The organism is Pyxidicoccus sp. M15, from assembly GCF_056858435.1.
In genome coordinates this window covers 1,558,197-1,579,515 of the sequence record NZ_CM166495.1, presented here as the reverse complement: position 1 = coordinate 1,579,515, position 21,319 = coordinate 1,558,197, and the positions used below count along the sequence as shown (strand labels likewise).

Here is a 21,319-nt window from a genome sequence, read left to right as displayed (position 1 = left end):
CCGCCCATGTCCTTCACCCAGCTCCTGCTCGTCTCGCTCCTCGGGGGCGCCGTCGTCTTCGCCGTCTGGAACCTGCGGCGGCGGCAGCACGCGTGGACCACCTTCGCGCAGCGGAACGGCTGGGCCTCCACCGGCACCCTGTCCCGGCTGGAGGTGCGCCGGTCCACGGGCCGCCCTCTCTCCGCGTTCACGGTGAGGGATACGGACGGCGATAGCCCGACCCGCACCGTGGTGCGGCTGGACGTCAGCGACGTGCTGCCCCGGGAGCTGACCCTCCGGAGCGACGAGGTGAAGGAAGGCCTCCTCGTGTGGCTCGGCATCCGGGACGACGAGCTGGGCGCGGACGCCGTCGCCCGGGTGCTCGACCAGCAGCGCCTCACGCCCCGGGCCCTCTCGGTGCTCCGCACGCCCTCCGTGCGCGAGCACCTGCTGGCGCTGCGAGACCCGGACACCTTCTGCGCCCTCGCGGACGGCACGCTGGAGCTGACGTGGCTCAGCGTGCCGGGAACCGCGGACGAGCTGGAGGTCCTCCTGGCCCCCGCGCTGGACCTGGGCGAGGCGCTGGACGCCGCGTCCGAGCGCCCCACCGAGCGCGCCCGGACGTCAGGCTGAGCCAGGCGACTCAGTCCCCGCGCGCCCGCCTCCGCCGCAGCGCCAGCGCCCCCAGGGCCAGCCACGCGAGCGGCGCCACCGGGGCCGCGCCGCAGCCGCAGCCGCTGTCGTCCTCCGGCTCCCGCGGCCCACCCGTCCCCGCGTCCGGCCCGCCCGTCCCCGCGTCCTGCCCACCCGTCCCCGCGTCCGGCCCGCCCGTCCCCGCGTCCTGCTCGCCCGTCCCCGCGTCCGGCTGTTCCAGCGAGCAGCCCTCTTCACCGGCGCACACCGTCACCTGCACCTCTGACTGCTTCCCCGAGGTATCCACCACGACGAAGCGGACCGTGTGCTCGCCCGGCGTCAGCCCCGTGGTGTCCCAGCGGTTGTGCTCGCCGCCGAAGTGGAAGTGGTTGTCCGTGCGCGTGTCCGTGAATTCCAGCACGCCGTCCACGTAGAACTCGGCGCGCGTGCAGCCCACGTCGTCCACGCAGTCGCCGAAGAACTCGGCCGTGGCACCGGACACGCGCTCTCCCTCCTCGGGGCGCGTGAGGACGGCGCGCGGCGCTTCATCTTCCTTCACCGTGATGGTGAAGGCCTGCTCCGCGACCGGCACCTCGCCGTTGCTCACCCGCACGACGACGTCCGCCGTGCCCACCGCAGAGGGCGTCCAGGAGACGAGGCCGGTGGCCGCGTCCAGGGACATCCCCTCCGGCACCGTGCCCACCAGCGAGTAGGCCGGGGCCGGCCGGCCTTCTGCCTCCACGTCGTAGCGGTAGGGGTTGCCCACCACCGCGGTGGTGATGGGCGTGGAGGTGATGATGGGAGCCAGCGGCTCGTCATCCATCTCGGTGGCCACCACCTCGCGCGCATCCAGCTCCGGCGCGGCCACGGTGATGGTGGCGACTCCGGCCAGGTTGTCCGCGTCCGACGCGGCCCGCAGCGTGACAGTCTTCGGCGTGCTCCAGTTCGAGGTCGTGAAGGCGAGCGAGGCCCCATCCTGCACCGTGATGTCCGCGTCGCCCAGCGTACGGGCCACGGTGACGGTGACGTTGCCCGAGGGCCGCTTCGTCAGTGACACTTCGAAGGTGGCGGTGCCGTTCTCCGGGACGGACACCTGCGCGGAGGACAGCACCAGCTTGGGGGCGTTGTTGTCGATGGTGGTGACCACCACCGACTCCTGCCCGAGCCCCGCCGCCGTCACCATGAAGGTGGCGACATCCTCCACCGAGTCCTCGTCCTCCACCGCCGCGAGCGTCACCGCGCGGGGAACGCCCCAGTCCGTCGGGGAGAAGGTGAGCGACTCGCCGCTGAAGACGCTCAGGTCCTCCGAGCCCCCCATCGCCCGTGTCACCTGCACCGTGACGTCCGCCGTGGGAGCCTGGGCCAGGCGCACGGTGAAGGCGGTTCGACCGCCCTCCACCACACGCAGGTTGAGCCCGGACACCACCAGCTTCTGCCCGGGCGCGGACGGGGTGATGCGGCGCACGGTGCCGTTGGTGTACCCGAGCGCGTACAGCGCCCCGTCCGGCCCCACCGACAGGTCCACGTTCGCCGAGAAGCCCGTGCCCCACTCGTCCACCGTGGCCACCGAGTTGTCCGCGGCCAGCGTGGCGCGCGTCACCTGCGCGGAGTTGTAGTCCCCGAAGAAGAAGTTGCCGCGGTACTCCGGAGGAAAGAGCGTGGCGTCATAGAAGGTGCCGCCGGTGATGGAGCCGCCCAGCGCCTGCGTCGTCGCGGTGCCGCCGCCGCTGCTCGCATCCGGCTGCCCCGGCTGGGCCACGGTGAAGGTGGTGGCGTCGGGCGCGGCGGGCGCGCTGGCGACATAGAAGGTGCCGTTGAAGCTCGCGTCGCCCACACCCGCGAGGGTGAGCTTCTCGCCCTTGCGGAAGCCGTGCGCCCCGGTGGTGGTGAACGTCGTGACGCCCCCGCTGCGCACCGCACCGCCCGGGGTGAGGTTGCGCGTATCCCTGCCATTGGTGCGGTACTTGATGACGGGTTGGATGTACCCGTTGGCGGGCTGGTTGTTCTCGTACTCGCCGAAGCCGGCGTGGTCTCTCCTGCCCACCACGAAGACCTGCTCGTAGCCCGTGCCCACGGTGTTGCTCCACAGCTTCCCGGTGGACGGCTGGAAGGTGAGCGTGAAGGGATTGCGGAAGCCGCGCGCCCAGATGTACTCGTTGTTGGGGCCCACGCCGTCGTTGAAGGGGTTGTCGTTGGCGGGCGTGCCGTCCAGGTTGGCGCGGCCCACCTTCGCCGCGAGCGACGTCAGGTCGGCATCCACACCGGAGCCGTTGCCCAGGTCGCCAATGGACCAGTAGAGCTTCCCGTCCGGGCCGAAGCCCAGGCCCCCGCCGTCATGGTTCTGCCCGGCGGTGGGAAGCCGGGTGACGACCTCCGTGCGCGCGGTGCCCACGCCATTGGCGTCCGTGTAGCGGACGATGCGCTGCTCGGAAGAGGAGACGGTGACGAAGAAGTAGACGTAGCGGTTGACCACGTAGTTCGGGTCGAACGCGATGCCGATGAGCCCGCACTCGTTGGTGGTGTAGACGGCGGGCTCCGTCGCGAAGACGCTGGAGACGGGCGTGTTCGTCCCCGTCTGCGTCTCCAGGGCGCCATTCTTCATCGCCACCGTGCGCACCACGCCATTCTTCAAGATGACGAACAGGCGTCCCGAGCCATCCGGCGCCCACGCCATGCCCGTGGCGGGCGACAGCAGGTTGGACGTGTAGTTCGTTTCCGTGAAACCGGCAGGCACCGCGGCCCATGAAGGGGAACACAAAACCAGGAGCAACAGCGACGTCACGAGGTGGGTACGCATGGCCGGCGAAGCTACCGCACGAGGAGCGCGGCTTCAGTCCGTCATCTTGTCCGCCCACACCCCGTGCTGCGCCACTGTCGGCTTTTTACAACCCGGTTGCCTCCACAACACCTCACCAGGTGATGAAGCCCTCCAGGTACAGCGCGGCCTGGCCGGCGATGCGCACGCGCGAGCCCCGCTCCTCGCAGCGCAGCTCGCCGCCGCGCGCGGACACCTGCCGGGCGGCGAGCGCGGGCTTGCCCAGCCGCTTCGCCCAGTACGGCACCAGCGAGCAGTGCGCGGAGCCCGTCACCGGGTCCTCCGGCACGCCCGCGCGCGGCGCGAAGAAGCGCGACACGAAGTCGCAGTCCTTCCCCGGCGCCGTCGGCACCACCGCGAAGGTGTCCAGCGTCGCCAGCCGCGCCAGGTCCGGCCGCAGCGCGCGCACCTGCTCCTCCGAGTCGAAGACGGCCACCAGGTCCCTGGAGGCGAGCGTCTCGCGAGGCGCCGCCCCCAGCGCCTCCGCCAGCCCGGCGGGCACCGGGCACGGCGTGGGTGGCCGCGAGGGGAAGTCCATGGCCAGCCACCCGTCCGCCTCCTGCGTCACCACCAGCGGCCCGGAGCGCGAGGCGAACTCCACGCGCTCCAGCCCCACCTCCCAGCGCTGGAAGAGCACCCACGCCGCCGCGAGCGTGGCGTGGCCGCACAGGTCCACCTCCTGCGTGGGAGTGAACCAGCGCAGCCGGAAGCCGTCGGCCTCGCGGACGAAGAAGGCCGTCTCGGAGAGGTTGTTCTCCAGGGCGATGGCCTGCAGGTCCGCGTCCGGAAGCCACGCGTCCAGCGGGCACACCGCGGCGGGGTTGCCACCGAAGACGCGGGAGGAGAAGGCATCCACCTGGAAGAGGGGCAGGCGCATGGGGCTTCCTTTCGTTCACCGCCGCGGCCGGCTCAGCCGGTGGCGGACAGGGTCTGCTCGTACAGCGAGCGTACGCGGTTGGCGAGCGCCACCGGGTCGGGGCCGAACGTCTCGGGCGGCAGCGGCGGCAGCACCCGCACGCGGATGGAGGCGCGCGGGAACATCCAGGGGCCATCGCCGTCCAGCAGCTGGGGCGTGCCCTCCACCACCACCGGCACCACCGGCACGTGCTCCTCCAGCGCCAGCTGGAACGCGCCGCGCTTGAAGGGCAGCAGCTGGCCTCCGTTGGAGTAGGTGCCCTCCGGGAAGATGAGCACCGGCATGCCCCGGCGCAGCCACTTGCGGCACGGGTCCATCAGCTGGTGCAGCGCGGTGGAGGAGCCGCGGACGATGGGGACGTAGGCCAAAAGCGACATCATCCACCCCACCAGCGGCAGGGAGAACAGCGACGCCTTGGCCACGAACTTGTACGGGTAGCGCAGGCCCATGACGGCCAGGATGTCCGCGGCGGACTGGTGATTCACCACCAGCACGCACGGCCCGCTCGGCAAGAGCTCGCGGCCCTCCACGCGCGTGCGCCAGCCCGGCGACGCGTGCAGCCACAGCCCATGGCACCAGCGGCACACCAGCGCGTGCAGCAGCCGGCGGTCCCTGTCGAAGGGGTACGTGACGAACAGCAGCAGCGCCCCCAGCGTGAAGAGCACCGGGGCGGTGAGCGCGAAGACGAGCCAGAACCAGAGCGTGACGGCGTACTTCATGGCGAGGGCCCAGGGCATACCATCTTCCGGCCCCCCGGGCTCCACGCCCCTCCGCGTCGAGGCAGGCCGCCTGCCAGGCCGCACTCGCACTGGAAACCCCGGGGTTCCTGACATAGACGCGCACATACATGGGCCTGCCCTCTCCCACGGACACTTCTCCTCCCCCCGCCCGGCCCCTGTCGGGCGTGGAGGCGTGGCTGACGGCCGGGCTCGTCCTGGCGGCGGTGGCGGCGCTGGCCTACCTCTGCGGCTACATGGCCGTGCCCATCGTGGACGACGCGGCCATCTCCATCGCGTACGGCCACACCTTCTTCAGCGGCGAAGGCCTGCGCGTCACCGAGGCCTCGCAGCCGGTGGAGGGCTTCTCCAACCCGCTCTGGACGCTGCTGCTGGGACTGAGCCACCCGCTGGACCTGCCGCCGGACACGTACGCGCACACGCTGGGCATCATCTTCGGCCTGCTGGCGCTGCCCCTCTTCGCGCTGTGGGGCTCCGCGTCGGAGCGCCGGGCCCCGCGCCTGGAGGACGCCGCCGCGCCGTGGGTGGCCGCCACCAGTCCCACGTACGCGACGTGGATTTCGAGCGGCATGGAGACCGGCCTCCAGTCCTTCCTCCTCGCCGCCGCCGGCGTGCTGCTGCTGCGGCAGCTGCGCACGGGGGTGGGCGCGAGCGCGGGGCTGGCGCTGGGCCTGCTGTGCCTCACGCGCCCGGAGGGCGTCCTCTACACCGCCGCGGCCGGCGGGCTCTGGCTCGTGCACCGCGCGCTGGAGCGGCGCTGGACGGGACGGCAGGCGCTGGGCATCGCGCTGTGGCTGCTCCTCCTGGTGGGCGGGTGGCTCCTGGTGCGCTGGGTGTACTTCGCGGACCTGCTGCCCAACACGTACTACGCCAAGCGGCTCTGGCAGTTCGACGGGCCCGGCTACGTGCGCCACTACCTCGCGGAGCACGCGCGGCTCTGCCAGCTCGCCGCGGTGGGCGTGGTGCTGGGCCTGGCGGGAGGCGCCGCGCGCGCTCGGACGGCGGCGCTCGCGGCGCTCTTCCTCGCCAGCGGCGGGTACTTCGCGTGGCGCTCCGGGGACTGGATGCGCGAGTGGCGCTTCCTCGCGCCCCTGGTGCCGCTGCTGGGCGTGGGCATGGCGGCGGGACTGTCCGGCGTGCGCGCGTGGGCCGGCTGGCTCCGCGGGCGGGACGCGCGGTGGACGTGGCCGGCGCGGGGCGTGGTGGCCATGGCGGGGGTGGGTGTGCTCTTCGTCGGCGTGCCGGCCCTGAAGGTGTCGGTGCTGCGCGCGCCCCACATCAAGGCCTCGCCGGAGCTGCCGTACGACTTCATCGCGGGGCGCTTCCGCCACGTGAAGGAGATGGCGGACAGGCTCGGGCAGGCGCGCCCCCTGGTGGGGTACCCGGACCTGGGCGGGCAGGCGATGGTGATGCGCCGGGCGGAGGTCATCGACGTGGCCGGGCTGGCGGACTACGCGCTGGCGCACCACGCGGGCAACTACCCGGCGATGGAGGACTACCTCGTCTCGGAGGGGCCTCCCGTGTTGCTGGACGCGCACGGCCCCAGCGGGCACCTGCGCGGGTTCCAGCAGCTGATGTCGCAGTTCCGCGCCCTGGGAAGCGACCACTGGCAGCTCGTGGGCCTCACCGACAGGGAGGACCCGCGCTGCCCCGGCGGCAAGGACGCGGCCCTGGCCCCGGACCGGGAGGCACTGGCGCTCCTGTTCGAGCAGGACATCCAGGAGGGCGAGGCGGAGCGGGGCCTGAAGCGCTGGCGCTGCGTCTTCTCCTACAAGCCCTGGGACGCGCTGCCGGACGCCGACACGCGGGAGCGGCTCGCGGACCTGGCCGAGGAGCGCGGCGAGGCGCTGGAGCGCGAGGGGAAGCTGGTCCCCGCGCTGCGCCACTACTCGCTGGCCACGCTGCTCGACGAGGGCGATGCGCACCGGCGCCGGAGGACGGAAGCGCTGCGTGCCCGCGTATTCCCACGGCAGCCGGGCGGATGAACACCCGCCACCCGGTCCTGCTCCTACGGCGGGGCCATGCACGCCGCGAACGGCGACATTTGAACGTCCCGCTGGCGCCCGCACGGCCCGCCCGTTAGCAGAGGGCGGAAGAAGCGTGCGTGGGGACTGACGTCCAGGTCACTCCCCGGTCGGAGCGGACGTCACGCCCCCATCACTGCGCGCACTCTCAACTTGCCCGGCGACGATGAAGGCGGCGAAGGTGCCCGCCCCAGTCGAACCCGGAGGAGGCAGCGGCATGGACGCGCAGGGGCTGCACATCGAGACCCATCCCCGTGAAGGAGACCCGGTGGTGCGCGCCGGGCGTCCGGACCCGTGCACGGTGGTCATCTTCGGCGCCACCGGAGACCTGGCCGAGCGCAAGCTGTTCCCCGCGCTGTTCGAGCTGGACCGCGCCAACCTCCTCCCGGACCACTTCGCCATCGTCGCCTACAGCCGCTCCAAGCTGGAGGGAGACGCCTTCCGCGAGCACGTGAAGGAGGGGCTCCAGAAGTTCGCCCGCACGCAGCCGCTGGACGAGTCCACCTGGCAGCGCTTCGCCCCGCGCCTGGAGGTCGTCTCCGGCGCCTACGACGACCCGGCCTCCTTCGTCCGCCTGAAGGAGAAGCTGGAGCAGGTCTCCAAGCACCACGGCACCGACGGCAACCAGCTCTATTACATGGCCACGCCGGCCTCCACCTTCCCCCAGATACTCAACGGCCTCGCCCAGGCCGGCCTGCTGCCGCGGCAGGAGAAGCCCCACCAGAAGTCCTGGCGGCGGCTGGTCATCGAGAAGCCCTTCGGCCACGACCTGGAGAGCGCGCGCGAGCTGAACCGCCAGCTGTCGGCGGTGCTGGACGAGAAGCAGGTGTTCCGCATCGACCACTACCTGGGCAAGGAGACGGTGCAGAACATCCTCGTCTTCCGCTTCGCCAACGCCATCTTCGAGCCACTGTGGAACCGCAACCACATCGACCACGTGGAAATCACCGCGGCGGAGAAGATTGGCGTGGAGGGCCGCGGCGGCTTCTACGACGAGACGGGCGTCATCCGGGACATGGTGCAGAACCACCTGCTCCAGGTGCTCGCGCTGTGCGCCATGGAGCCGCCGGTGTCCTTCGGCGCGGAGGACATCCGCGACGAGAAGAACAAGGTCTTCCGCGCGCTGCGCCCGCTGGAGGGCCGCGACGTGGCGCAGGCGGTGGTGGCGGGCCAGTACGAGGGCTACCGCCAGGAGAAGGGCGTGAAGCCCGACTCGCGCACGCCCACGTACGTGGCCATGAAGATGAACGTGGACTCGTGGCGCTGGCAGGGCGTGCCCTTCTACCTGCGCGCGGGGAAGAACCTGAAGCAGCGCCTGACGGAGGTGTCCATCCACTTCAAGTCGGTGCCGGTGGGCCTCTTCTCCGGCGAGGGCGCCACGTGCCAGCGCCTGCAGCCCAACGTGCTCACCCTGCGCATCCAGCCCAAGGAGGGCATCGCCCTGTCCTTCGAGTCCAAGGTGCCCGGTGAGGACGTGAGCATCGCGGGCGTCACCATGGACTTCAACTACGCGGAGAGCTTCGCCAAGCCGGTGCCGGAGGCGTACGAGCGGCTGCTGCTGGACTGCATGCGCGGCAATGCCACCCTCTTCGCGCGGCAGGACAGCGTGGAGCAGGCGTGGAGCTACGTGACGCCCATCCTCCAGGCGCTGGAGTCCGGCGAGGGCGGCGAGCTGCACCCGTACGCGCCCGGCACGTCCGGCCCGGAAGCCGCCGCCGCCCTGCTGGCCCGCAACGGCCGGAGGTGGACCCAGCTATGAGCTTCGCCCCGCCGACCATCGTTCCCTCCGAGTCGCTCGCCCACGAGGCCGCCGCGTGGATGGCGCGCTCGCTCCAGGACGCGCTCGCCACGCGCCCGCGCGCGAGCCTCGCCCTGTCCGGCGGCGGCACGCCGGTCCCCGCCTACCGCGCGCTCGCGGAGGCGAAGCTTCCCTGGGAGCGGGTGGACGTCTTCTTCGTGGACGAGCGCTTCGTGCCGCCGGACCACGCGGACAGCAACTACCGCATGGTGGAGGACACGCTGCTCAAGCCGCTGCGGCTGCCCTCCTCGCAGGTGTTCCGCATGCAAGGCGAGCGGGCGGACCGGGACACCGCCGCGCGCGAGTACGAGGCCACGCTGCCCCCGGTGCTGGATGTCGTCCTGCTCGGCATGGGGCCAGACGGGCACACGGCCAGCCTCTTCCCCGGTCACCCGGCGCTGGAGGAGCGCGAGCGGCGGGTGCTGGCGATTGTCGGCCCCAAGCCGCCGCCGTGGCGGATGACGTTGACGCTGCCGGTGCTGCTCTCGGCGCGCGCCGTGCTCAACCTGGTGGCGGGCGCGGGCAAGGCGGACGCGGTGCGCCGGGCGCTGGCGGGGGACCTGTCGCTGCCGGCGGCGCGGGTGACGAACACGCAGTGGATGCTGGACCCGACCGCCGCTGGACGGTGAGCGGCCGTGCGGAACCAAGACTTCTGGAGGAACCATGGGTGACACAGCGGGCGCGCAGTTTGGCGTGGCGGGCATGGGAGTCATGGGGGCGGCCCTCGCCCTCAACATCGCGGACCACGGCTTCCGGGTGACGGCGTGGGACCGCCACCCCGAGCGCATCGACCAGATGCACGAGAAGTACGGCCACGAGGAGCTGAAGGGCACCGCGTCGCTGGAGGAGTTCGTCCAGCGGCTGGAGCGCCCGCGCCGGGTGCTGCTGATGGTGACGGCGGGCGCGGCGGTGGACCAGATGATGGAGCGGCTCTTCCCGCTGCTGTCGCCCGGCGACGTCATCATGGACGCGGGCAACTCCTGGTTCCTCGACACGCGCCGCCGCGAGGAATTGTGCAAGGCGAAGGGGCTGCACTTTCTGGGCATCGGCGTGTCGGGCGGTGAGGAGGGCGCGCGCCACGGCCCGTCCATCATGCCGGGCGGCCCGCCGGAGGCGTACGCGCTGGTGCGCCCCGTGCTGGAGGCCATCGCCGCGCGCGCGGAGTCCGGCCTGTGCGTCACCCACGTGGGGCCGGACGGCGCCGGCCACTTCGTGAAGATGGTGCACAACGGCATCGAGTACGCGGACATGCAGCTGCTGGCGGAGACGTACGACGTGCTGCGCCGGGGCCTGGGCCTGGGCGCGGAGGCGGTGGCGGACCTGTTCTCCCAGTGGAACCAGGGCATCGCCGAGTCCTTCCTGCTGGAGACCAGCATCCAGGTGCTGCGCAAGAAGGACGCGGAGACGGGCAGGCCGCTGGTGGACCTGGTGCTGGACAAGGCGGGCCAGAAGGGCACGGGCAAGTGGACGGTGCAGGTGGCGTTGGACCTGGGCGTCCCGGTGCCCTCCATCGCCTCGGCGCTGGACGCACGCAACCTGTCCTCCATGAAGGACGAGCGCGTGGCGGCGAGCGCGAAGCTGAAGGGCCCTTCCGAGACGCTCTCCTCGGAGGAGAAGGCGCAGCTGGCGCAGTGGGCGCATGACGCGCTCTACGCGGCGCGGGTGGTGACGTACGCGCAGGGCATGCGGCTCATCCAGGCGGCGTCCACCGAGTACAAGTGGAACATCTCCCTGGCGGAGATGGCGCGCATCTGGCGGGGCGGCTGCATCATCCGCGCGAAGCTGCTCACCCCGCTGCGCGAGTCCTTCGAGAAGCAGCCGGACCTGCCCAACCTCATGGTGTCGGACGCCTTCGCGCCGGTGCTGGAGAAGATGGGGCCCGCGTGGCGCCGGCTGGTGGGCGTGGCCGCGAAGGCGGGCATCCCCGTGCCGGTGTTCAGCGCGTCGCTGGCGTACATGGACAGCTACCGCAGCCCGGAGCTGCCGCAGAACCTCACCCAGGCGCAGCGTGACGCCTTCGGCGCGCACACGTACCAGCGCCGCGACAGGCCCGAGGCCGGCTTCGTCCACACGGAGTGGAACAAGTAGCGACGCTGGCGGCGCCTCCAGCGCGAGGCCCCGCTACTGCTCCGAGCGGGCCACCGCCCCCATGGCATCGAGCAGGGACACGCCGGCCATGAGCGCGGCCCGCGGCGACGCGAGCGGACGCGCGCCCACGCTCACCCCGGCTTCGGCGGCGTGGCCCGCAGCTCCGCGCGGCGAATCTTCCCGCTCACCGTCTTGGGCAGCTCGGTGACGAATTCGATGTCGCGCGGGTACTTGTACGGCGCCGTCGTGTGCTTCACGTGCTCCTGGAGCTCCTTCGCGAGCGCGTCGGACGCGGTGTGCCCCGGCGCCAGCACCACGTAGGCCTTGATGCGCTGGCCAATCTTGTCGTCCGGCACGCCGATGACGGCCGACTCCGCCACCGCGGCGTGCTCCAGCAGCGCGGACTCCACCTCGAAGGGGCCCACGCGGTAGCCAGACGTCTTGATGACGTCGTCCGAGCGGCCCACGAACCAGAAGTAGCCGTCCGCGTCCCGCACCGCCCTGTCTCCCGTCACGTACCAGTCGCCCCGGCGGCAGGCCGCGTTGGCGCCCTCGTCGTTGAGGTAGCCCTGGAACAGGCCCACCGGCCGCTCCGGCGCCACGCGCACGGCGATGTCGCCCTCCTGCCCGTCCGCCACCTCGCGGCCCGCGTCGTCGATGACGCCCACCGTGAAGCCCGGCGACGGCTTGCCCATGGAGCCCACGCGCGGCTCCACCGAGGGGAACATGCCCACCACCATCACCGTCTCCGTCTGCCCGTAGCCCTCGCGGATGTGCAGGCCCGTGGCCTCCTTCCACGTGTCGATGACCTCGGGGTTGAGCGGCTCGCCCGCGCTCACCGTGTGCCGCAGCGAGGACAAGTCGAAGCCCTTCAAGTCCTGCAGCACCAGCGCCCGCCACGCGGTGGGCGGCGCGCAGAACGTCGTGACTTTCTGCGCCTCCAGCACCTGGAGGAGCTTCGCGGGCTCGAAGCGGCCGCGGAAGTCGTAGACGACGTTGCACGCGCCCTGGCTCCACGGCCCGAAGAGCTTGCCCCACGCGCACTTCGCCCAACCGGTGTCGCTCAGCGTCAGGTGCCTGTCGTCGGGCGTGAGGTCCAGCCAGTACCGACCGGTAATCACGTGCCCCAGCCCGTAGCTGGCGTGCGTGTGCAGCACCATCTTCGGCATGCCGGTGGTGCCGGACGTGAAGTAGATGAGCATGGGGTCGTCCGCGCGCGTGGGGGCGAAGCCCTCCCCGTGCGCGCCCGTGCCCGCCGCGCCCGGCGTGTAGCGCACCCACGGCGACGGCGCGCCCTCGCCCACCGCCACCCAGGTCTCCACCCGGCCCGTGCCGACGAGTCCCTCGAAGCGCTCCAGGCAGCTCACGTCCGCGATGACGGCGTTGGCGTCCGCGGCCACCAGCCGGTAGCGGATGTCCTTGACGGTGAGCATGGGCGTGCCGGGCATGAAGACGATGCCGGCGCGGATGCAGCCCAGCACCAGGAACCACCACTCCGGCACGCGCGGCATGATGATGAAGGCCCTGTCGCCCTTGTGCAGCCCCAAGCCGGTGAGGAAGCGCGCGGCGTGCAGCGAGTGCCGCCGCACGTCCTCCCACGTGAAGCGCTGCTCCTGCCCCGCCTCGTTGGACCACAGCAGCGCGAGCGCGTCCGGCCGCTCGCGCGCGTGCCGGTCCACCACGTCCGCCGCGAAGTTGAAGTGCTCGGGCCGCTCCCACCGGAAGTCACGGCGGGTGGCCTCGTAGTCACGCATGTTGCGCGGGGCGGATGGGGGCATGAGTCACTCCTGGGGAAGGGACGCACCCCGGAGCCTGCCACGCGCCCCCGTACCGGACCTCCCCTTCCCTGCCGCCTTCGCCCGGTGGACGACACGCGCGCGGCCCCTGAAAAAGCGAAGAGGCCGGCCCTGTGCAGGCCAGCCCCCCCGAAGTCCACCCGCCCCCCGTCACCGGAAGGCCGCGCGCGTCAGTTGATTTCGGCGCAGTGGAAGAGCTTGTCGTACGCCTCGCAGGTGCGCAGCGTGGCCAGCAGCAGCTGCTCGGCGGCGGCGGTGCGGCCCGCCAGGCCCTCGCCGCGGGCGCGCTCGCGCTCCACCACCAGGTTCAGCCACGGGTCCCTGGAGCCGTGGGCGAACCGCTGCAGCGCCTTGAGCGCCTCGGCGTCCTTCTGCGCCTCGCCGGTGTGCACCAGCGCGCCGAAGTAGAGGTCCCACTCCTTCGAGCGGCGCAGCGCCTCCAGCAGGCCCGGCGACGTCTGCCCCTCGGCCACCAGCTTCGCGTACTCGCGGGCCAGCGGAGCGCGGGCGCTGAAGTCCCGCGCCGCCATGTCCCGGACGTAGTCCTGCAGCACGGCGCCGCCGCCCACGCGGTCCAGCTCCGCCGCCAGCGGCAGCAGCGCCGCCACCTGGGCCGGGGTGGTGGCCGTGCGCACGGACTCGTAGAGCGCCGCGCGGGCCACCGCCGGCTGCTGCGCCAGCTGCTTCACGTCCGCCGTGCCCGCGGCCAGCTGCTGCCACGACTCCTTCACCTGCTTGTGCCACCGCGAGCCCTCGGTCTCCCGCAGGTCCTTCAGCTCGTTCGCCCGGTCCTCCGCCTCCTTCTTCCACCCCGCGTCCTGCTCCGGCAGCGCGGCCACCTCGCGGAAGGACTCCTCCGCCTGCGTCAGCAGCCCGCGCCCGTGCAGCGCCAGCCCGCGGTTCCACAGCGCCTGCGGGTGCTTCGGCTCCTGGCGCAGCGCGCTGTTGACGAGCTCCAGCGCCTCCTCGTACCGCTGCCGGCTCAGGGCCACCACCGCGCGGTCATTGTCCTTGTCCGCGGACTCGGGGGCGCGGGCCAGGAAGGCCTCCGCCTGCTGCCAGTCCCCGCGCAGTGCATACGCCGCGGCGATGCCGCGGAAGTCCTGCCGCTCCTCCAGCTCCGCCAGCGGCCGCAGCGGCAGCGCCTCCGAGGAGGTGCTCTGGCCGCGCATGGGCTCGAAGCGCCGGAAGTTGTCCGCGTTCGGGTGGCTCAGCCGCGCCGCCAGCGTCCGCGTGTCCGCGCTGGCCAGGAAGACCTCGGACGGCATCCGGGGCTCCGCCTGCAGGCGGTACACCCCCACCGCCGCCAGCCCCGCCGCCAGCGCCACCGGCACCGCCGCCCGGTACGCGCGGTGCAGCCACGGGCGCAGCGGCGTCACCTTCTCGCTCTCGGCCTGCGCGGCCCCGGTGCCCGCCAGGGCCCGCGAGGCCAGCAGCTCCAGCTGGAGCAAGTCCCTCAGGCCGACCTCGCACTCCTCGCAGCGCGTCAGGTGCTGACGGAAGGCGTCTGCCTCGGCGGCGGACAGCTCCCCGTCCACGAAGAGGTGCAGCTTGGTGCATGGCGTGTTCATGAGCTCGTTGCCCCCTGCTCCCGGGCTACCGCCACCTGGGGCAGCAGCAGTTCCTTCAGGTCCCTGCGCGCCAGGGTGAGCCAGCTGCCCACCGTGCCCACGGGTACGTTGAAATGCTCGGCGATGGCCGTGTAGCGCTTGCCCTCCGCGTGGAGCCGGTAGGCATCCCGCAGGTGCGGCTTCAGTCGCTCGATGGCCTTCTGGAACTCGTCGGTGTTCACCAGCTCCCAGTTCTCCTGGGAGTCATCCGGCGACAACGCCGCGTCCTGAACCAGCGCCAGGTGAGGCAGCCCCCGGGTCTCCGTCCGCTGTCGGCGGCAGTAGTCCAGGAAGCGGTTCGTCATGGTGGTGCACAGCCAGGCCGCCGCCGCCGAGTCCGTCCTGTCCTTCAGGTGCTCGAACTCCGGCATCGCCCGCTCGAACGTCTCCTGGACCAGGTCTTCCGGCTCCAGGCTCGAGCGCGCGCACAACCGGCGTGCCAGGCCCAGAAGGCCCGGACGATGCTGGCGGATGAACGCTTCGAAGCGCCGCCGCTCCCGGTTGAAGAGGTTTGCCATGATGCCCCACGCTTGCGCAGCTGGTGGTTTCCCACCAAAGACGCGCGGCGGCCCAATCCTTGAGAAGAAAAAAAGCCGCCACCAGACAGTAAAATGCCCGGGAGGGTGGAAAAACCCTTACCGGGCAGGAGGATCAGCCGTTCCGGGCCGCGCCGCTGGCATCCGCCAGGGGGGCCGTGGCCGGCGGGGGCAGCGGCCGGCGCGGGCGCTGGACGTCCACGTTGGTGGCGCAGTCCACGTAGCTGTTCTTCACGTTGGGCTCCCCGGCGACTGCCTCAAGGGAAGGGCTCTGCTTCGTCTCATTGGCACCGGGCGTCATGGCGCTCGCTCCTCGTGCTGGCTACAGGCAGCACGGACAAGTTGCTGATGTATGTAAAACGCAAACGGTCGCATTCCTTACCATGCTGGTTGCGATTTCGTGAGTAGCCCCGGGTCGGACTGGCGCCAGGAATCCAGGGAGTTCCAAATGAGCAGGGAAAATTCGCGACTGACGCCGGAGTGGCAGTCCTGGCTGGTGGAAAACCTGGCACTGGGAGTGAGTCACGACGAGGCGGTGCAGGTCCTGACGGGCGCGGGCGTGGCGGAGGACGTGGCGCGCGAGGAGGTGGCCTCGGTGCTGGCGCATCCCTACTTCCAGGCGGCGCTGCGCGTGGGACGCCGGTACGGCTGGCTGGAGTCCGTCATGGACACCTACAGCGCGCTGCACCGGCAGGCGGGCGGGCACCGGGCGCTGGAGCGGCGCGAGGGGCTGAGCCCGGAGGAGTTCTTCTCGCGCTACTACTTCGGGCACCGGCCGGTGGTGCTGCGCGGCCACATGGAGGACTGGCCCGCCCTGGGGCGCTGGTCCCTGGCGTACCTGGCCGAGCGCGCGGGGGACGTGGAGGTGGAGGTGATGACGGGGCGCAACGCCAACCCGGACCACTCGCCCGAGTACGAGAAGCACCGCTCCACCCTGCGCTTCCGCGACTACCTGCGGATGATTGAGACGGGGGGCGAGACGAACGACTACTACATGGTGCCGCGCAACGAGAACTGGGCGCGGGAGGGCTTTGGCGCCCTGCGCGAGGACGTGCGGCCGCCCAGGGGCATCATCGACGCGGACTCGGGCCCGGACATGATGACGCTGCTACTGGGCCCGGCGGGCACCGTCACCCCGCTGCACCACGACAACATGAACGTGCTGCTGGCGCAGGTGATGGGGCGCAAGCACGTGAAGCTCATCCCCTCCTTCCAGCGCCACCTCATGTACCCGCGCTTCGGCACCTTCAGCGAGGTGGACGCGGAGCGCCCGGACCCGGAGCGCCACCCCCTCTACGCGGAGGCGGACGTGGTGGAGGCGGTGCTGGAGCCGGGGGACCTGGTCTTCATCCCCGTGGGCTGGTGGCACTGGGTGCGCGCGCTGGACGTGAGCGCCTCGGTGACGTTCCACCACTTCCGGGTGCCCAAGGGGAACACCTTCCTGCCCACGCCCCGCTGAAGGCCCGGCTACGGGGACGTCTCCACCAGCAGCACCGACTGCGTCCAGGCGTTGCGCGAGTCGCGGGCCAGCCACTTCTGCCGCTCGTCGCGCAGGGCCACGGCGGGCGGGGCGCCGTCGCGGATGCGCTGGCGCACCCCGTCGAAGAAGCGGCCCGCGGCGTCCGGGATGTCCACGGTGGAGGCGAGCACCGCCCGCGCGCCCGCGTCGATGAAGGCGGCCGGCAGGCTGAAGGGCTCGTGGGTGGTGGAGGAGGCCAGCCGCCCCGCGCTGCACGCGGCGAGGAAGACCAGGGGCGAGCCCGCCAGCTTCTGCTGCCGGACGACGTCCGCGGTGAGCGCGTAGCGCCCGTTGCCCTCCGGCGACAGCACCACCAGCGACGCGTCCGACAGGGCGGGGTCGCTGATGCCGTGCGCGTGAATCTCGATTTCGGTGGCGTCCGACATGCTCGACAGCACGCGCGACGGCGTCGCCTCGGAGCCGGACAGCAGCTCCAGCCGCGTGGGCTCCGGCTCCGGGGACGGCGTCCACGCGGGCAGCCGGGGCAACTGCAGCAGCGAGGGGGCCTCCACGCTGGAGACGACGAGCCGGCGCCCGCTGGACGCGGCGCGCGGCTGGGCCGTCTTCCCCATGCGGAAGCTCCAGGCCATGTCCGGCGGCAGCAGGTCCGTGCGGCCGAAGACGGGGGCCCAGGCCAGCACGTCCACCCGCTCGCAGCCCCGCAGCGCCTGCCGCAGCTTCTCCGGGACGAGCTTCGACGTCGGGCTGCGGGAGAAGGGCTCCTGGCGGTTGCCCTCGTAGACCCCCTCCACCTGGCCCTGGGGACCGCGGGCCACCACCACCGCGCGCTCGTGGTGCACCGCCGCCGCCAGCGCGCACCGGGCGGGCACGGACGTGCCCAGCTGCGCGGCCATCAGCTCCAGCACCCGGGGGTAGTCCCCCGTGCGCCCCGCGTCGGTGACGAGCGACGAGTAGCTCAGCGTCCACGACTCGCGCGCCAGCGCGTCCGCGCGCGGCAGCTTCTGCGCGTCGCTGATGACGCGCTCGAGCAGGGCCTTGCCCTGCGCGTGCTCACGGTCCAGCGCGAAGCGGCCCTCGATGTAGCGCGCGTAGACGGCGTCGCCGGGCATCGGGTTGGAGGAGCGGGCGACGGCGAGCACCCGGCGAAGCTGCTCCGCGTCCCCCGGCACCGGGCGGGCGCGGGCCATCTCCGCGAAGGTGGCGCCGAACACCAGGTCCAGCGGCGCGACGGGGCACGCGGTGGCGGCGTCCATCGCGCGGCGCGCATCCTCCGGCCGCATGTCCAGGTAGTGGATGTGCGCCAGCTGGCTCTGCGGCCAGTAGCAGGTGTTCTTGCGCCCGCCCCGCGCGGTCCACTCCTCCACGTAGGCCCGGGCGCTCGAGAAGTCGCTGCGGTCCCTGGCGATGTGGTTGAGAATCTCCAGCGACGTCAGCTCCAGCTCCCACTCGCGCAGCTGGCGCGCCCACGTCCACGCGGTGCGGGCGTGCTGCTCGGCCTCGGTGAGGCGCCGCAGCTCGGCGTAGAGGATGCCCAGGCGCAGCTCCAGCTCCACGCAGCCCGCGGAGAAGGCCCCCTCGCGGCAGCGCTGCAGCGCGCTGAAGAGCCGCTGCTCGGCCTTCCACCACTCGCCGTCCGCCGTCTCCTTCCGGGCCTGCTCGCGCTCCAGGTAGACGTTGAACCAGGGGTCCTGCTGGCGCTTGCCGCGCTCCACCGCGTCCATCACGTAGCTCAGCGCGCCGCGGGTGCGCACGAAGGCCCCCGAGAAGAGGTCGTCCTCGCCGGAGGCGCGCAGCGTCTCCAGCATCGCCTCCGGGACGGGGCCCTGGGTGCGCACCAGCTCCGCGTAGCTCTTCGCCAGCGACGCGCGGCGGGAGAAGTCCCGCGCCGCCACCTTGCGCACGTAGTCCCCCAGCGCGGAGCCGCCCTGCAGCCGGTCCAGCTCCTGCGCGAGCGGGAGCAGCGCCAGCGCGCGCTCCTTCGACTGCGCCGAGCGGACCACGTCATAGAAGCTCTGCCGCACCACGCCCGGCTGCTGGCGGGCCTCCTCGAGCGGCAGCCGGGCCTGGGGGTCCTCCATCAGCGCCAGGGTGGCGTCGCGGGCGCCCTTCCACTTCCGGGCGCGCTCCAGCGTCTCCTCGCGCAGGGCCAGGGCGTGGGCATGGGCCTCGCGGCCCCAGCCCTGCTCGTTCAGCGTGGCCACCTGCTCGTAGGTCTCCGACGCCTTCATGGTGAGCCCCATCTCCTGGAGCACCAGCGCGCGGTTCCACAGCGCCTGCGTGTGCTTCGGCTGGGTGGCGAGCACCGCGTCCAGCAACCGCAGTGCCTGCTCGTGTGCCCCCTTCGCCAGGTGGACGGCCGCCAGGTCGCTGTCCCGGTTCGGGGAGGCGGGCATGCGCTCCAGGAAGGAGGCCGCCTGGTTCCACTCGCCCTGGAGGGCATAGGCCGAGGCGATGCCACCCCAGTCCCCCACCTCCTCCAGCTTCGCCAGTTCCTTGAGGGGGATGGGCTCCGGGGGCACGGGGCAGCCGCCGGACGAGACGCGCGGCCGGTACTTGTCCGCCTCGGGGTGGGTGAGCCGGGCCTCGATGCGGGCCGCCGCGCGCCGCTCGGCCCAGAACTGGGGTGACACGCCCGCACCGCCCCCCCGGGAGGGGCTTCGCGCGAGCAGGACAGTCAATACGAGCACGGGCGTCGCCAGCGCCAGGACCCAGAGCTTGTCGTACGCCGGCTTCAACATACTGCCCCCTCGGGCGCCACCCCCAAGCAGTCGCCCACCTGTCAGGTTCTACACCAACATCCGCTTGCCGCCGACTGCGCCGCCGGCCATCCCTTCATGCCGCGGGGCGTCTCGACGTCCCCCAACCCACGAAATCCCCGCATGCACGGGCACGAGTCCATCCGGTTCTGGCATTTCCCGGGGGCTTTTTCGGGGCCCTCGCGAGACACCTTCCCCTGCGGACGGGCCGTGCTGGGCTCCGTGGCCAGGCCGGAAACCGACCGGCCTTCAATAGAGACGATGTGCGCCGGAATCCTTGAATGACTCCTTGCGCGCATCCCTTCGTAATCATTGCATCCGCAATGTTGAGGCGGCGGCAGATGGGGGGGCTCGCAGGGCAGGTCGCCCTCCGAGGCAGGGCGCGGGCGCGAGCCCTTCTGGGGGTTGGCAGACGGGCGTTGGCGGGAAGCGAGAAGGCGGCCCGGATGTCCCATTGCGCCAACCCGAGACGAAAGGACCTCGCTTGCCGCATCTCCTTCGCCATGTCGCCCTGTTGTCCCTGCTCCCCATGCTCGCTTCCGCGGACGTGGCCTGGAAGGGTGACTTCGAAACGGGAAACATTTCACAGTGGACGCGCTCCCAGGCCGTCACCAGCAGCCGACTCCAGGTCGTGACGGACGTCGTGCGTGAGGGCCGCTATGCGCTCAAGGCCATCGTCCGCCAGGGGGATGACCCCATCGGCGCGAGCGGCAACCGCAACGAGCTGCTCTACATCAGCCAGGAGAAGACGGGCTCCACGTGGTTCTACAAGTGGAGCACCCAGTTCCCGAAGAGCTACCCCAGCGCGGACGGCTGGCAGGTCTTCGCCCAGTGGCACCAGGAGGGCTGCTGCGGCTCTCCCCCGCTCGAGTTCTTCGTGCGCGGCGAGGAGATGAACATGCGCGTGGGCGGCTCCAGCGGCACCGTGCTGTGGCAGGCGCCGCTGGACCGCGGTCAGTGGCACGACTTCGTGCTGGAGGTGAAGTGGTCCTCCAACAAGAAGGTCGGCTACGTGCAGATGTGGCACAACGGCAAGCTGGCGGTGCCCAAGACGTTCGCGGCCACGCAGTACGGCAGCGAGTTCAACTACCTCAAGCTCGGCCTGTACCGTGACGACGCCATCCGCCCGGAGGCCTTCGTGTACCACGACGGCTTCACCATGGCCTCCAAGCTGGAGGACGTGATGCCGCCCGCGCCGACGCCGGAGCCCACGCCCGAGCCGACGCCGGAGCCCACGCCCCCGCCCGTGGTGACGCTGCCGGACCCGCTCCCCACGCCCGAGACTCCCGAGGAGGAGCTGCCCGACGCGCCCGTGGAGGAGACGCCCACCCCCGGCACCCAGCAGCCCGTCCTGGGCGCGCTGCCCGGTGACGACCTGGGCAGCGGTACGCCCGCGGACGGCTCGCGCGTGCCCGGCACGGCGCCCCAGGGCTGCGGTGCCTCGGCCACCGGCACGGGAGGTGTCCCCCTCATGGCGGCCGCCGGCCTGCTCGCCGCCTTCGCGATGCTCGGCCGCCGGCGCAAGCACGCCCACGCGGTCGCCCGCTCGCGGCGCTGACAGCAGCGGCCAGCCCCTGACGCATCCGGCGGGTCCATCCTTCGAGGATGGACCCGCCTTCTTTTTTCCGGGGCCGGGAAAAAGAAGCGAAAAAGCCGTGTCGATCTCCCGCGACGTCGTTCGTCGCAGGGTTGGAACCCACCTAGGAGACCCGAACCATGGCGACCCAGATTTTCGTGAACCTTCCCGTGCAGTCCCTCAGCCGCTCCATCGAGTTCTTCAAGCAGCTGGGCTACACGTTCAACGCCCAGTTCACCAACGAGAGCGGCACCTGCATGGTCATCAGCGAGGGCATCTACGCGATGCTGCTGGTGCGGGACTTCTTCAAGACCTTCACCGACAAGGAGGTCGCGGACCCCACCAAGGTCACCGGGGCCATCATCGCCCTCTCCGCGGACAGCCGGGCCGCCGTGGACACGCTGGCGGACAAGGCCCTGAAGGCCGGCGCCACGAAGGCGAAGGACCCCCAGGACCACGGCTTCATGTACCAGCGCAGCTTCCTGGACTTGGACGGCCACCACTGGGAAGTCTTCTGGATGGACCCCAAGCACGTGCAGCCGCAGCAGTAGCTCGCGCGCGAAGAGCAACGGGCC

Annotated in this window: 16 protein-coding genes; 8 read left to right on the top strand and 8 right to left on the bottom strand. The window is 71.8% G+C overall.

Going from position 1 to position 21,319, the window contains the following annotated elements; all coding sequences use genetic code 11:
- Positions 1-6 precede the first annotated feature (6 nt).
- On the top strand, positions 7-612 hold the full coding sequence (locus ACX9TP_RS06335) for a hypothetical protein (RefSeq protein WP_482978815.1): 606 nt from the start codon (positions 7-9) through the stop codon (positions 610-612).
- 10 nt (positions 613-622) lie between these two features.
- Here ACX9TP_RS06335 and ACX9TP_RS06330 read toward each other — a convergent pair whose 3' ends face one another.
- The 3 genes from ACX9TP_RS06330 to ACX9TP_RS06320 form a co-directional block, all read right to left on the bottom strand.
- A complete protein-coding gene (locus tag ACX9TP_RS06330; protein ID WP_482978814.1) occupies positions 623-3,409 on the bottom strand; it encodes a PQQ-dependent sugar dehydrogenase in 2,787 nt (928 codons plus the stop codon).
- A 112-nt stretch (positions 3,410-3,521) separates the two neighbouring features.
- Positions 3,522-4,304, bottom strand: a complete 783-nt coding sequence (locus ACX9TP_RS06325) for a PhzF family phenazine biosynthesis protein (RefSeq protein WP_482978813.1) — start codon at positions 4,302-4,304, stop codon at positions 3,522-3,524.
- Positions 4,305-4,336: 32 nt separating this feature from the next.
- On the bottom strand, positions 4,337-5,062 hold the full coding sequence (locus ACX9TP_RS06320) for a lysophospholipid acyltransferase family protein (RefSeq protein ID WP_482982371.1): 726 nt from the start codon (positions 5,060-5,062) through the stop codon (positions 4,337-4,339).
- A 128-nt stretch (positions 5,063-5,190) separates the two neighbouring features.
- Between ACX9TP_RS06320 and ACX9TP_RS06315 the strand changes: the two genes are divergently transcribed.
- The 4 genes from ACX9TP_RS06315 to gndA all read left to right on the top strand — a co-directional run bounded on the left by ACX9TP_RS06315 (position 5,191) and on the right by gndA (position 10,990).
- Positions 5,191-7,065: a hypothetical protein gene (locus ACX9TP_RS06315; RefSeq protein ID WP_482978812.1), complete on the top strand. Its 1,875-nt coding sequence runs from the start codon at positions 5,191-5,193 to the stop codon at positions 7,063-7,065.
- Positions 7,066-7,321: 256 nt separating this feature from the next.
- Entirely contained in the window at positions 7,322-8,863 is a 1,542-nt protein-coding gene (gene zwf / locus ACX9TP_RS06310) for a glucose-6-phosphate dehydrogenase (RefSeq protein ID WP_482978811.1), read from the top strand.
- The gene (pgl, locus tag ACX9TP_RS06305; protein ID WP_482978810.1) at positions 8,860-9,531 is read left to right on the top strand and encodes a 6-phosphogluconolactonase; all 672 of its coding nucleotides are present in this window, start codon (positions 8,860-8,862) and stop codon (positions 9,529-9,531) included. Before zwf ends, pgl begins: the two co-directional genes overlap by 4 nt.
- A gap of 34 nt (positions 9,532-9,565) precedes the next feature.
- Positions 9,566-10,990 (top strand): NADP-dependent phosphogluconate dehydrogenase, encoded by a 1,425-nt coding sequence (gene gndA, locus ACX9TP_RS06300; protein WP_482978809.1) that lies wholly within the window; start codon positions 9,566-9,568, stop codon positions 10,988-10,990.
- 131 nt (positions 10,991-11,121) lie between these two features.
- Here the strand turns inward: gndA and ACX9TP_RS06295 are convergent, their stop codons facing one another.
- The 4 genes from ACX9TP_RS06295 to ACX9TP_RS06280 all read right to left on the bottom strand — a co-directional run bounded on the left by ACX9TP_RS06295 (position 11,122) and on the right by ACX9TP_RS06280 (position 15,233).
- Positions 11,122-12,768: an acetate--CoA ligase gene (locus ACX9TP_RS06295; RefSeq protein ID WP_482978808.1), complete on the bottom strand. Its 1,647-nt coding sequence runs from the start codon at positions 12,766-12,768 to the stop codon at positions 11,122-11,124.
- Positions 12,769-12,956: 188 nt separating this feature from the next.
- Positions 12,957-14,357, bottom strand: a complete 1,401-nt coding sequence (locus ACX9TP_RS06290) for a zf-HC2 domain-containing protein (RefSeq protein ID WP_482978807.1) — start codon at positions 14,355-14,357, stop codon at positions 12,957-12,959.
- Complete coding sequence (locus ACX9TP_RS06285; RefSeq protein ID WP_163990225.1) at positions 14,354-14,914, bottom strand: RNA polymerase sigma factor; 561 nt, start codon at positions 14,912-14,914, stop codon at positions 14,354-14,356. The genes ACX9TP_RS06290 and ACX9TP_RS06285 overlap by 4 nt, the downstream gene beginning before the upstream one ends.
- Positions 14,915-15,047: 133 nt before the next feature.
- Positions 15,048-15,233, bottom strand: a complete 186-nt coding sequence (locus ACX9TP_RS06280) for a hypothetical protein (RefSeq protein WP_482978806.1) — start codon at positions 15,231-15,233, stop codon at positions 15,048-15,050.
- Positions 15,234-15,380: 147 nt separating this feature from the next.
- Here ACX9TP_RS06280 and ACX9TP_RS06275 point away from each other — a divergent pair, with 147 nt between their 5' ends.
- Complete coding sequence (locus ACX9TP_RS06275; protein ID WP_482978805.1) at positions 15,381-16,391, top strand: cupin-like domain-containing protein; 1,011 nt, start codon at positions 15,381-15,383, stop codon at positions 16,389-16,391.
- 8 nt (positions 16,392-16,399) lie between these two features.
- On the opposite strand, the gene ACX9TP_RS06270 is transcribed toward ACX9TP_RS06275, so the two are convergent.
- Positions 16,400-19,150: a CHAT domain-containing protein gene (locus ACX9TP_RS06270; protein WP_482978804.1), complete on the bottom strand. Its 2,751-nt coding sequence runs from the start codon at positions 19,148-19,150 to the stop codon at positions 16,400-16,402.
- A gap of 502 nt (positions 19,151-19,652) precedes the next feature.
- Between ACX9TP_RS06270 and ACX9TP_RS06265 the strand changes: the two genes are divergently transcribed.
- The gene (locus ACX9TP_RS06265) at positions 19,653-20,726 is read left to right on the top strand and encodes a polysaccharide lyase family 20 protein (RefSeq protein ID WP_482978803.1); all 1,074 of its coding nucleotides are present in this window, start codon (positions 19,653-19,655) and stop codon (positions 20,724-20,726) included.
- A gap of 158 nt (positions 20,727-20,884) precedes the next feature.
- The gene (locus ACX9TP_RS06260) at positions 20,885-21,295 is read left to right on the top strand and encodes a VOC family protein (RefSeq protein ID WP_482978802.1); all 411 of its coding nucleotides are present in this window, start codon (positions 20,885-20,887) and stop codon (positions 21,293-21,295) included.
- Positions 21,296-21,319 lie beyond the last annotated feature (24 nt).